Consider the following 11865-nt stretch of genomic DNA (forward strand, 5'->3'; position numbering starts at 1 on the left):
GCCACGCGCGTACGAGTGGAATCGGGTCGGTCTATGGATCGCCCAGGTGGGACTGCTGGCATCGGTCTTATGGGCGCTGCCGCACGCATCAGCACTCTGGTGGCTGCGCGGCGGTGGAGGCGGGCGCTACTTGACCTTCATCGGGTCCGGGCTCGCAAGCGCGATCGGCATCGCAGCGATCGTGTGGGGCGTGACCTCACACGTCGTGGGAGCGATCGCCGGTCTCGTCGTCGGGGGCTGGGTGTTCGTCGTTGAGCTTCGAGTGGGGGCTACACCTTCAAGCGGTCGACGGTCCGGGTGATGCTCTCGCCGTCCTTCTCCAGGAACACGATCTCCCCGAACTCCAGCGTCGACCAGTCGTCGGTGTCCTCACTGAGCGGCTCGGAGGCGAAGATGGCGGACGTCGCGTCCTCGACGTGGCAGTCCTCGAAGCCGTACGTCGAGTCGTTGTGGAAGTTCTTCCCCATCAGCAGGTACATCGGCTCCAGGAGCATCCCGAGGGCGAAGTCGTCGGTGCCCGGCTCGGCCTTGAGCAGCTCCCGCCAGTCGCCCTCCGGCTCGGTCTCGCCCTGGTGGCCGGTGCCGACGTTGACCCCGATGATCCGGTCCGGGGAGACCAGGGCCATCTTCAGCTTGGTCAGGGCCGGCAGGTCGAGGTCCTTCATCGCCTGCACGAGCAGCCTCATCAGCTCCTCGAACGCGCGCTTCACGTCCTCGTCGCTGTCGCTCTCGAGCAGGGACAGCAGGAGCACGTAGAGGAACTCGGTGTCGGTGTTGCCCCGCATCTGCTTCAGGTACTCGTCCTTGCAGTGCTTCAGCAGCTCGCGCTGCAACAGCTGCCAGTTCGGCACGTCACCGTTCTGCGCGACGATCCACGGGGTGCCGGTGTAGGAGAAGGGGTGGCAGTTCTCGTCGGCCAGCACGGTCTTCGCGTTGTAGTCCGCCGCCCGCACGTGAGCAAGCATCGTGCTGACCTGGAGGCTCGGCACGATGCCGGCGACGTTGTCGTCGTAGAAGGCAGCCATCGGGCGGTGGTAGAGGAACGGCTCCTCCTGCTTGAGCAGGTGCTCGCCCCACGCTCCGAATCCCCACCCGGCCAGCTGGAGCTGCGGGTGACGCTCCGGGTCGAGGGTCTGGTTGACCAGGCTGTTCTCCGGCTTGAGCAGCAGGTTCTCCAGGGGGATCTCCGACCCGATGTAGGCGAGGACTCGGCACATAGGTTTCCTTCACTGAGCTCGGTGCGGCCCGCGGCAGGCGGGCGAGGTCGGCGTAGCAGTACCCGTCGGCGGCTGGAGTAGCCCTGTGAGTCCGGCGACCCGAGCGTCTGCAGCCCCACGCCGCTAGGCCGCGGCGCCGCCCGACTCGGCGTACCGGTCCAGCGCGGAGGCCCACATCCGGGAGACGATCCGGCCCATCGGGCCGCGATGGATCAGGGTCAGCAGCGCCTTCTGCCAGAGGGTGGCGGCGCCGGTGTTCTCCCACTCCACGAGCAGGTGGCTGCCGCCGTCCTCCCGCGGCACGATGCGGAACGCCCCGTCGCCCGCCCCGCCATAACTGCTCTCCTGGACCGACAACCGGATCACCTCCGGGTCCGACCAGTCGTAGCGGGCGATCACCCAGAACGGCGAGCCGGGCGTGGCCTCCCGCGCCACCGCCCACGTCTCACCCTGGTCGAAGACCTCGTAACGCTTCGGGTCCAGCGTCCTGTTCCAGATCTGGAGGCGACGGCTCGAGAAGTCGGTCAAGGCCTGCCGCACCAGCTCCGGGGACGCCACGGTGTCGACCTCGAACTGCACCCCTCCAGTGCAGCACCGGGACGAGGCAGCGTCCAGAGTGGCGGTCTGCGCGTCTGCGCTGTGACTCAGGGCTTCCAGGTGAAGAAGGAGTTGTCGCTCGCCCCGAGCGGATCGTACGAACCGTCCCCGGTCCCTTGCGGGGTGGGGACGTAGGTGCCGGCCCTCCACTTCACCACCTTGGTGCCCTTCATGACCTGCTTGCGCTTCAGCACCACGCGCAAGGTCTTCTCGTCGACGTGCGAGAGCTTCACCGGCTTGCAGCCCGTGCGGTCCGTCACCACGCCGTTCTTGTCCAGGCGGTAGGTGCAGAAGACGGACTCGAACGCCCCGTCACGCGCGCCGAGCTGCACGGCGCGACCCGTTCGCGTGCCCACGCTGAAGTCCACCGTCAGGAGGCTCCCCGGCACGGCGAAGTCGTCGACCGTCAGCGGGTTGTGCAGGCGCACGGTGATCTCGATCTTCTGCTTCCCCTTCGTCCGCAGGGTGCCTCCTGCCAGGTCGAGCGTCGACGGATCGCCGATGTGGTCCCCGGCCGGGTCCTTCTTGCTCGTCGACGACGCCTGGGCCGGGGCGGCGACGAGCGCCACCGCCATCCCCAGGGCCAACGGCGCGGTCGTCAGCGCCAGCGCGCGACTCCTGATGCGGTTCATGAGATCTCCCCCTCGCGTGTGGTGTCCGGGCGCCTCCTACCCGTCCCGGGCTCTACCCAACCACCCGAGCGGGGCACTCGTCGCCGGTGTTCACGTCTGCCCACGGCGCATCCCGTGTGCCACGATCCCTCCGTGGCCACTCGGATCGTCGTCGGCGAAGCCGACGCCTCGCTCGACGAGGGCGGCTACCGCGAGATCTTCCGCTGGGACGACGTGCCCGTCGAGGGACAGGCGGACGTGCACTTCCGCAAGGACCTGCTCGAGCAGAGACGAGACTGAGCCCATGTGGGTCCAGGACTTCGCAGGGCCGGCAGGCACGCCGCCCGATCCGCGGGTCTGGACGCACGACCTCGGTGGCGGAGGCTGGGGTGATCGGCAGCGGCAGGTCTACACCGACGACCCGGCGAACGCCGCCCTCGACGGCGCCGGACACCTCCAGATCACTGCCCGGCGTGAGGCCGACGGCACCATCACCTCGGCGCGCCTGACGACGCGGGCCGGCTTCGCCGCCAGCTACGGCCGGGTGGAGGCACGCCTCAAGGTCCCCGGTGGCCGCGGCACCTGGCCCGCCTTCTGGATGCTCGGCGCCGACCTCGACGAGGTCGGCTGGCCGGCCTGCGGCGAGATCGACGTGATGGAGCACGTCGGGACGGATCCCCGACGCTGCCACGGGACGATCCACGGTCCCGGGTACGCCGGCCTCGGTGGCGGCGTCGGCAGGGCCATCGACGCGGGCGCGGACCTGGCGGCCGACTTCCACGAGTACGCCGTCGCCTGGGACGACTCCGGGATCACCTGGCTCCTCGACGGCCAGGAGCACCACCGACTCACACCGTCCGACGTGCCGGGGCCGTGGCCCTTCGACCATCCGTTCTTCCTGGTCGTCAACCTGGCGATCGGGGGTGACTGGCCGGGCCAGGCCACTGACGACCCCGACCTCCCGGCTGTGCTGCTGGTGGATCGGATCCGCGTGGACCCACCCGGGACGGCCACGCCGTAGCCAGGACCCGGGTGGGTCTCGATGCGACCGCGCCGCGGCTCAGAGCTTCCAGGTGAAGGGCTTCTTGACCGACCCCAACGGGTCCAGGGACGTCCCAGCTGCCTGGAAGGCGGACGCCGTCCACTTCAGCACCTTCGCGCCCTTCTTTACCTGGTTCCGCTTCAGCTCGACCCGGAAGGTCTTCGCGTCGACCTGGGTGAGCGCGAGTGGGCTGCACTTCGTCGCCGGCGGGAGCTCCTCCTTGCGGGTGTCGTAGGTGCAGACGTTGCTCTCGATCACTCCGTCACGGGCAAAGACCTGCACGGCCCGCACGATCTTCTTCTCGACGGTGAAATTGACACCCATCGCGCCAGGAAGGGCGAGGTGCTCAGCGGTGGTGTCGTTGTGCAGTGCGAAGGTGATCTGGATCTTCTGCTTGCCCTTGGTCCGCATCGAGACCTTCGCCAGGTCGAGGGTGCCCCCCGAACCCATGACGTGGTCCCCGGCCGGGTCGCTCTTGCTCGTCGACGACGCCTGGGCCGGGGCGGCGACGAGCGCCACCGCCATCCCCAGCGCCACCGGTGCCGTCGTCAGCGCCAGCGCGCGACTCTTGATCCGGTTCATGAGATCTCCCCTCGTGTGTGGTGTCCGGGCGCCTCCTACCCGTCCCGGGCGCTACCCAACCACGCGGCTTCCGCCGATGACCCGGGCGCTCAGATTCACGTCGACTACCCGAAATCAGCGACTCGCTCCTGTCCCGCGCGGCCCTACCCTCGATCGAGACGTCCGACGCAGCCGAGAAGACGCAGTCGAGGAGGAGCAACGATGGGGCGCACGATCACAGTGACCCGACCGTCTCTGGTGAGCTCCTCGCTCCGGCTCGTCGACGACAGCGGCCACCAGGGGACCATCACGTTCCACGGCGTCCTCACGCGGTCGGCCCACCTGAGCCTGGGGCCCGATCGGCTGACCTTCTCCACGTCGGGCCTGCTCGGCCGCACCGTGCTCGCCGAGACCGCGGAGGGAAAGGCGGTCGGTGAGTTCCGTGAGACCGGCCTGCTGGGCCGAGGTGATGCCGAGGTGGGCGGCCGTCGTTACCGACTCAGGATCAGTGGGGTGTTCGCACGGCAGCTCTCCTGGGAGGACGTCGACGGCGCCCAGGCGATGTCGCTGAAGCTCGGCGGCCTGCTGCGGACCAGTGGCACCATCGAGGTCTCCGCCACGGCCGTCCCCGAGGATGTCGCCATCCTGATCGGTCTGGGAGTGATGGCGCACCGCGCCGCGGAGCGGGACTCCTCTGCCGGGGCGGCCGCGGTCTGAGGCGGCACGCCCGCGACGTATCCCGCGCACGATGCCCTGCCTCCCCCTAGGCTGGAGCGCACCGACCGGGAGGAGCGGCCATGACGCAGCAGGCACTGTCGCAGCGAGTCCTGCGGCAGCGGGAGCTGCTCCCTGCCCTGTACGCCGCCTTCGACCCCGAGCACCTGCCCGAGCGCCTCGCGCTGGGGCTCGACGATCCCAACGACCTGGACGACGTCGAGGGCGCGGACCGCGCCGAGCTGCTCGCCGACACCGAGCTGATGGACCTGATGGTGACCGCCACCCGGTTGGGGGACGCCGTCGCCGACGCCTACGCCATGCTCCTGCCGGAGCACGGGATGCGGGGCCTGATCACCATGCTCCAGACGGCGTGCCGCGAGGGCGTCGACGCCGTGCCCGACGCCCCGCCGCAGCTGCGCGCGCTGATGGCCGCGATGGAGGAGCGACCCGCGTGGATCGACCCCACCCTCCTCGAGGAGGGCGCCCGCTGGGAGCGGATCGACGCCGCCCTGGTGACGCCCTTCGTGATCCGCGGCGCGTTCCTGGCCACCTTCCTCAACGCCTACGCCGCGCTGCCGATGGCGCTGACCGGCGCGCTGACCGGCGAGACCTCGGCACGCCGGGTGAAGGAGACCGCGTCGTTCTTCGCCGCGACCGTGCTGCCCGGCGGGACCGACCGCCGCGGCCCCGGCTTCGAGGCGGCCGCCATGGTGCGGCTCATGCACTCCACCGTCCGCGTGCACGCGCTGCGGTCGGGCAAGTGGAACCACGCCACCCACGGCACCCCCATCCCCCAGGTCGACCAGATGCCGGCGGGGCTGATCAGCAGCTTCCTCATCTCCGTCAAGGCGGTGAAGGCCGGCCGGGATGAGTTCGACACGCGCGAGCGGGCGATGATCGAGCTGGCGCGCTACCGCTGCTTCCTGCTCGGCCTGCCCGCCGAGCTGCTGCCCGAGGACCCGAAAGGGGTCATCCGGGTCTTCAAGGCGCGCGCCGCGACCCTGCGCAGCTCCTTCGACGACGAGACCTGCGGGGCGCTGGTCCGCTCCACCCTGGCCGCCCGGCTCCACCCCGACGCGGGCCGCTGGGGCCGGATCGTCGAGCAGTTCGAGCGCAGCTTCGCGACCATCACCTTCGTGAAGGCCTTCCTCCAGGGCGACTTCGACCGGGCCGCCCGGATGGGCGTCCACGTGACCCGGGCCGACCAGCTCCGGGCCTCGGTGATGCTGCCGTTCCTGATCGGCCGGGTGCTGCTGGTCCGCCGGATCTCCGGCGTCCGGGTCCTCTCCAAGGTCACCGACCGCTACGTGGTGGCGACGCTGCGTCGCCGGCTCCGCGGCTACGGGCACCCGGAGTACACCGCACAGGTCCCCGCCTGACACCGCCCGCTCAGAGCCCTGCCAACGGCACCGGCGACTAGCGGCTCAGCGGCGGGGCGTCCACCGCGTCGGGGCCGTGGCCACGGCGGGCCACCTCGGCCTGCGCCCGGTCGATGCCGCCGTGCTCGAGCGCGGCGAGCTGGGACTCGCCCTGCCAGACCAGGCGCCCCCGACGTCGTACCGAGACCCGCATGCTCGCCCCGAGGTGCTCGATGGCGCCGGCGATGTTGCGTCGCTCGGCCGGCAGCGGGACCGGGAGCACGTGTGCCTGGGCCAGGCTGCCGATCCCCTCGATCTCGACCGCCCACTGGGCGCTGCGCCCGCGCAGCAGCCAGCGCTCGTCGGTGACCTCCGCGCGGACCGGGGAGACCACCGGGTCGCCCAGCCGGAGGAGCCGCCCGTCGGGGAGGAGGACCACGACCGCCGTCACCGTGGTGCGCAGCGGTCCGGCGCTCACCTCTCCGCCCGCGAAGGCCACGCAGACCGACGGCTCGGCGAAGCCCTGCGCCTGCCCCCACCACCACGAGTCGGGGAAGCCGCCCTTCCCCCAGTTCTTCTCCGCGTAGACCGACCAGCCGTCGAGCTCCCAGGTCTCGTCCCCGACGACCGCCTTGCCGTGCGCGGTGCCGCCGAGGAGCCACGGGTGCCAGTACTGGTTGAGCCCCGGCACGGCCTGGAAGACGCTCGACCCGCCGAAGCTGCGCCGGGGCCACGGGGTGGCGTCACTGACGGTCACCTCGAGCTGAGCCTGCGGTCCGAGGTCGACGCGGACGCCGTCGGGGGTCCCGTGGAACGCCTCCCCGGAGAAGACGCCCAGCGCGTCCACACCGGCTGCGCCGGTCGGGTGAGCCACCGTCCGCAGGAAGCCGTGGGGGTGCGCCGCGAGACCGATCGTCGACCAGACCCCGTCGGCGGCCCGGTTCACCCCGTTGAGGGTGATCAGGACCCGCCCCGAGTCCGGGTCGGTGAACCGCCAGAAGTAGCCCTCCATCGCCACGTCGTGCGCGGGCAGCGGGTCGCCGAAGGGCCGGTCGGCCCCGCTCGCCCGATAGGCCCGCCGTACCGCCGCCACTGGTCCTGAGATCCGCATCCCCGCACTATGGCAGCCCCGGCGGACTGCAGCCCGGGATCCTTGCCGGGCCCGCGCGGGTGTGGTCGGATGTGGAGCCGCCGTACGACGGGGACGACGGCTCGACACGAAGCACCGCGGGGGTCCTGAGTGATGCGTGCACGTCTTGTCTGGTCCGCGACGGTCGCACTGGCGACCGTCGTCCCCGGTCTCGCTCTCGCGGGGGCGCACGCGCCGGCCGCCGCGAGCGCCGCGACGACCTGCCAGGGCAAGGCGGTGACGATCGTCGCCACGACGGAGGTCACCACCGGCACCGAGGGCGACGACGTGGTGGCGATGACGCCCGGGGCGTGGGAGACGTTCGACGCCCCGGGCGGCGACGACACCATCTGCCTGGCCGTCGGCCGCTCCCGGGAGGGGTCGGGCTCGTTCGGCCTGGTGAACGCCGGGCCCGGCGACGACGTGGTGGTCAACGAGTCGCGCGCCGACCCGTCCGACCCCATGATGACGGTCTACCTCGGCGAGGGCGACGACACGTTCACCGGCGCCCCGATGGTCGAGGAGGTCTTCGCAGACTCCGACGAGTCGGGGGACGCCGTCACGGCACCGGCGGGCAGCCAGCGCGACGTGATCGACATGGGGGGCGCCCCCCGGCGGGCGGCGGCGGGCGAGGACACGGTCTGGTCCGTCCCACCCGTCGACGGGCTGAACGCCGACGACCTCACCTTCGGGCCCGGCGGCGCGAGGGTCGAATACCGCGGCGCGATGGCCCCGTCGGGGCGCCTGGACGTCTCCGCGGCCACCTCGACCCGGCTGGTCCTCCCGGCCGTCCCGGCCGCGTCGACCCCGGGCAGCGACAGCGAGCTCGTGATCGACGCCGTCGCCGGACGCGCCACCCTGAACGGCGTCCAGGTGCTGGCGTGGACGGGTCCGGTCCGCTCGTGGGATCTCGGCGAGCAGCGAGCCGCGTCGTGGCAGAGCGCCGTCTCCTTCGTGGGCTCCGACGCCGACGAGCACCTCTGGCTGACCTCCGGCGGCTACCGCGACGTGCGGCTGGGAGGCGGCGACGACAGCGTGGCGGGCGGGTCCCGCGCCTGGTACCGGGTGCGCTCCCTCGACGGCGGTCCCGGCCGGGACCGCCTCTACTTCCGGCGGGGGTGCGGGCACCTCACGGTCCGCGTCGCGACCCGGATGACGTGCGACGAGGGCACCATCGCGTTCACCGGTTTCGACGACGTCTACGTCAGCAACATGGCGAAGAACGGCGTCCTGGTCGTTGTCGGGACCGACGCCGACGACCACGTCGTCGCCACCGCGGAGCGGGTGACGTTCCGCGGACGGGACGGGGCCGACCGGGCGTTCGCCGGGGGCCGGACCGTCCGGGTCGAGGGAGGTCCGGGAGCCGACATCCTCGGCGCCCGCGGCGTGAACGTCGTGCTGCGGGGGCAGGGCGGCGCCGACCGCCTCAGGCTCGAGTCCGGCGCGAGCATGAAACGCCTTCCCGCCTCGTCGTTCCGCCGGGTCGCCCTGGGCGGTCCTGGCCCGGACGAGCTGCGCGGGGCGACCGACGAGCACGGCGACCGACTGGTCGGCGGCGCCGGGCGTGACAGTGCCGACGGACGCGAAGGCGCCCGCGACCACTGCGACGCCGAGGTCACCCGACGCTGCGAGCGCGGCTGACCAGCGGCCGCGCGCCCCTAGTCGTGGGGCAGCGCCCGCGTCTCCAGGATCTGCTCGGCCACCTTGCGCAGCTTCACGTTCCGCTGCTGCGACATCCGGGTGAGGGCGCCGAACGCTCGGTCCGCGGTCAGGTCGAAGCGCTCCATCAGGATGCCGGTGGCCTGGCCGATGATCGTCCGGCTCACGAGCGCCTTCTCCAGGTTCTCGACCTCCTGCGCGCCGGCCAGGGCGACCCCGACGTGCGCGGCCAGCGCGATGCCGTCGTTGATGTCGTCGCTGCTGAAGGCTGACTTCTCCGTGCCGTAGAGGTTCAGCGCGCCGAGGCTGTTGCCCGTGGAGAACAGGCGGTAGCTGACGATGCTGAGGTATCCGGACTCCTCGGCGACGCGAGTCCCCCATCGGGGCCACCGCGCGTCGGTGGCGAGGTTGTCGCTGACCACCGTGTCGTGCTCCTGCAACGCGTCGATGCACGGACCCTCCGCCAGCTCGTGCTGCAGCGCGTCGACCCGGCGAAGCGCGTCGGTGCTCGTGGCGTGGGTGTCGACCCGCTCGCCGCGGTGGACGACGCAGACGCCTGCGGCCTCGCAACCGGGCAGGATCTCGGTGGCGATCGTCACCGCCCGCTCCATCGCCTGCTGGCTGCTGTCCTCGCCTTGCATGCCGCGCGCAGCGGCAGCCAGCTCCCGGTTGAAGTCGTCGTCGTCGGCCATGGTCGCATCATGACTGCCGCCGGAGCGCGGGCGCAAAATTGCCTCCGCTCCAGGTGTGACGCCCCGCGGCACGCCTGCGCTCACACCACGACGGACACCTCGGACACATCCTCCGCGTGAGCGGGGCGAGACGCCGAGTGCGACCTGCCGCGAGGGCCGGTCAGCGTCGCGACGAGGAGGACCAGGAAGTCGGCCACCGACCGGGGGTAGAGGCTCATCGACGCCCCTTGACGGGGTGGTGGCTGGTGCAGGCGGGCATGTGCTGACTCCTCGAGGTGGGATCCACGATGTGCCCGCTGGCTCGAGGCGCGCGGCTGCGTACCCCCGCGGCCGGGGGCGCATGCCGAACGTGCGCAGAATGCGCGTCACCGGCCTCCTGACCCGGAGCCCGACCGCTAGCCTCTCGCCATGACGGGGACCCTGAACGACCTGGCCGAGCGTGTCCTCCTCCCGGCGGTCGCGCTCGCGGCCGCCGTCCCCATGCTCGCGCTCGGCGCGGCGCTCGCCCCGGCCGGTGCGACGGTGGCCTCGACCTGCCTGGGCAAGCCGGTGACGATCGTCGCCACGACCGAGGTCACCAAGGGAACCGAGGGCGACGACGTGGTCGCCATGACCCCCGAGAGCTGGAACGGCTTCGACGCGCTGGGCGGGAACGACACCCTCTGCCTGGCCCTCCCCCGCGCCGTGAACGGCCGGGACCCGATCGGCCGGGTCGGGTACGTCCACGGCGGCGCCGGCGACGACGTCGTCGTCAACGAGGCCGTGACAGGCGAGGGCCGGGTGACGGTCTTCCTGGGCACCGGGAACGACACGTTCACCGGCGGCGCCGCGATGGTCGAGGTCGTGTACGCCGACGGCGACGAGGAGGACGACCTCGGGCGGCCGCCGGCGGGCGGGCAGCGGGACGTGATCTCCATGGGCGGAGGGCGCACGACACCCCCCGAGGAACTCGAGCTCTCCTCCGGCGACCTCCCGCTCGACACCGTCCACTCCGCAGCACCCCTCGGCGAGCTCAACGGCGACGAGATCACCTTCGGCCCCGGGTCGGCGGTCGTGCACTACCGGGGCGCGATGGCTCCCGAGGGTCGCCTCGACTTCTCCGCCGCCTCCACGGCCGCGCTCTACCTGCCCTACCCGGGCGAGGGCGACCCGTTGCCGTGCGGGGAACTGCTGATCGACAACGCCGCCCGCCGCGCCACCGTCGGCGACGCGCAGGTGATGACCTGGACGGGGCACGTCCGCACGTTCGAGCTGGGACTGGACGAGGACGTGCCGGGAGGGGACAGCGTGCCGCAGTGGCCCTACCCGGTGTCGTTCGTCGGCTCGGACGCCGACGAGGTGGTGGCGTTCCCCAACGGCCGCTTCGGCGACGTCCGGCTGGGCGGCGGCGAGGACCGGCTGGGACGGCGGAGTCCCTACCGCGACGAGGAGCTGGTGCAGGTCCGCTCCGCGGACGGAGGGCCGGGCACCGACACCTTCGCCGCCCGGGTCTCGTGCCGGACCCTGACCATCCGGATGGCGAGTCGGTCGACCTGCGACGGCACGACCACGCCGTTCGAGGGGTTCGAGGATCTGCTGGTGGACAACCAGGCGCGGAGCGACCGCGTGCTGGTGCTCGGCACGCCCGGAGCCGACACCGTGGGAGTGGCGGGCGACCGGGTGACCTTCCGCGGGCGGGGCGGCGCCGACGCCGCCTGGGGCAGGGGGCGGGTCGTGCGGCTCGACGGCGGCCCCGGACCCGACCGGCTGACCGGCGTGGGCCACGACGTGGTGGTGCGCGGGGGCAGCGGCGCTGACCGGATCCGGCTCGACGGACCCCGCCGCTCACCGCGCCGGCTCGTGGGCTTGGGTGGTCCCGGGCGGGACGTGCTGCGTGGCTCCGACCACGATCGCGGCGACCGGCTCGTCGGCGGCCCCGGCCGCGACCGCGCCGACGGGGGTGGCGGCGGGCGGGACCACTGCGACGCCGAGGTCACCCGGCGCTGCAAGCAGGGCTGAGCCACCCTCCAAGCCGACGGGGACGGCCCGTCAGGCGCTGGCCGGCCCAGCCCGACGTGCCCCCGGACTCGCACCAGCTGACGGAGACCTGGACCCGGCCGACGACCGGCCGCCCCGGCCGGAACCTCATCACGAGCCGGGTGAAGACCGTCGTGTCCGACCCCATGTAGTCCGTCCACGTCCCCTCGACCCTGCCCTTCTTGATCTTGAGGCTCGCGAGTCCTGGGTTTGCGCGGCCTCAGGGTCACGGGGTGACCTCCAGCCCGCACAAACCCTTGACAAGA

The 11865-nt window shown here is 72.1% G+C and carries 13 protein-coding genes; 6 read left to right on the forward strand and 7 right to left on the reverse strand.

Features of this window, described 5'->3' with window-relative positions; all coding sequences use genetic code 11:
- Positions 1-269: 269 nt before the first annotated feature.
- From AC4BG9_RS10380 to AC4BG9_RS10390, 3 genes are all read right to left on the reverse strand, one after another.
- Positions 270-1217: a class II glutamine amidotransferase gene (locus tag AC4BG9_RS10380; RefSeq protein WP_490571018.1), complete on the reverse strand. Its 948-nt coding sequence runs from the start codon at positions 1215-1217 to the stop codon at positions 270-272.
- A 123-nt stretch (positions 1218-1340) separates the two neighbouring features.
- Positions 1341-1796, reverse strand: coding sequence for a hypothetical protein (locus tag AC4BG9_RS10385; RefSeq protein ID WP_490571019.1), 456 nt, complete (start codon positions 1794-1796; stop codon positions 1341-1343).
- 65 nt (positions 1797-1861) lie between these two features.
- Entirely contained in the window at positions 1862-2446 is a 585-nt protein-coding gene (locus AC4BG9_RS10390; protein ID WP_490571020.1) for a hypothetical protein, read from the reverse strand.
- A gap of 132 nt (positions 2447-2578) precedes the next feature.
- Between AC4BG9_RS10390 and AC4BG9_RS10395 the strand changes: the two genes are divergently transcribed.
- Positions 2579-2725 carry a hypothetical protein gene (locus tag AC4BG9_RS10395; RefSeq protein WP_490571021.1) on the forward strand — a complete coding sequence of 49 codons (147 nt, stop codon included), beginning with the start codon at positions 2579-2581 and terminating at the stop codon, positions 2723-2725.
- A gap of 4 nt (positions 2726-2729) precedes the next feature.
- Positions 2730-3446, forward strand: a complete 717-nt coding sequence (locus tag AC4BG9_RS10400) for a glycoside hydrolase family 16 protein (RefSeq protein ID WP_490571022.1) — start codon at positions 2730-2732, stop codon at positions 3444-3446.
- 39 nt (positions 3447-3485) lie between these two features.
- Here AC4BG9_RS10400 and AC4BG9_RS10405 read toward each other — a convergent pair whose 3' ends face one another.
- Positions 3486-4049: a hypothetical protein gene (locus AC4BG9_RS10405; protein ID WP_490571023.1), complete on the reverse strand. Its 564-nt coding sequence runs from the start codon at positions 4047-4049 to the stop codon at positions 3486-3488.
- 237 nt (positions 4050-4286) lie between these two features.
- Between AC4BG9_RS10405 and AC4BG9_RS10410 the strand changes: the two genes are divergently transcribed.
- Positions 4287-4745, forward strand: coding sequence for a hypothetical protein (locus AC4BG9_RS10410; protein WP_490571024.1), 459 nt, complete (start codon positions 4287-4289; stop codon positions 4743-4745).
- 80 nt (positions 4746-4825) lie between these two features.
- Positions 4826-6124: an oxygenase MpaB family protein gene (locus tag AC4BG9_RS10415; protein ID WP_490571025.1), complete on the forward strand. Its 1299-nt coding sequence runs from the start codon at positions 4826-4828 to the stop codon at positions 6122-6124.
- Between the two features lie 37 nt (positions 6125-6161).
- Here the strand turns inward: AC4BG9_RS10415 and AC4BG9_RS10420 are convergent, their stop codons facing one another.
- Positions 6162-7214: a tocopherol cyclase family protein gene (locus AC4BG9_RS10420; RefSeq protein ID WP_490571026.1), complete on the reverse strand. Its 1053-nt coding sequence runs from the start codon at positions 7212-7214 to the stop codon at positions 6162-6164.
- Between the two features lie 132 nt (positions 7215-7346).
- Between AC4BG9_RS10420 and AC4BG9_RS10425 the strand changes: the two genes are divergently transcribed.
- Positions 7347-8873, forward strand: coding sequence for a hypothetical protein (locus AC4BG9_RS10425; RefSeq protein WP_490571027.1), 1527 nt, complete (start codon positions 7347-7349; stop codon positions 8871-8873).
- Positions 8874-8890: 17 nt separating this feature from the next.
- Here the strand turns inward: AC4BG9_RS10425 and AC4BG9_RS10430 are convergent, their stop codons facing one another.
- Together AC4BG9_RS10430 and AC4BG9_RS10435 are read right to left on the reverse strand one after the other, a co-directional pair.
- Positions 8891-9583 (reverse strand): GAF and ANTAR domain-containing protein, encoded by a 693-nt coding sequence (locus tag AC4BG9_RS10430; protein WP_490571028.1) that lies wholly within the window; start codon positions 9581-9583, stop codon positions 8891-8893.
- An 80-nt stretch (positions 9584-9663) separates the two neighbouring features.
- Positions 9664-9801 (reverse strand): hypothetical protein, encoded by a 138-nt coding sequence (locus AC4BG9_RS10435; protein WP_490571029.1) that lies wholly within the window; start codon positions 9799-9801, stop codon positions 9664-9666.
- Positions 9802-9991: 190 nt separating this feature from the next.
- Here AC4BG9_RS10435 and AC4BG9_RS10440 point away from each other — a divergent pair, with 190 nt between their 5' ends.
- Complete coding sequence (locus AC4BG9_RS10440; protein ID WP_490571030.1) at positions 9992-11581, forward strand: hypothetical protein; 1590 nt, start codon at positions 9992-9994, stop codon at positions 11579-11581.
- Positions 11582-11865: the final 284 nt, after the last annotated feature.

This window comes from Nocardioides sp. Z40_12 (assembly GCF_058215795.1).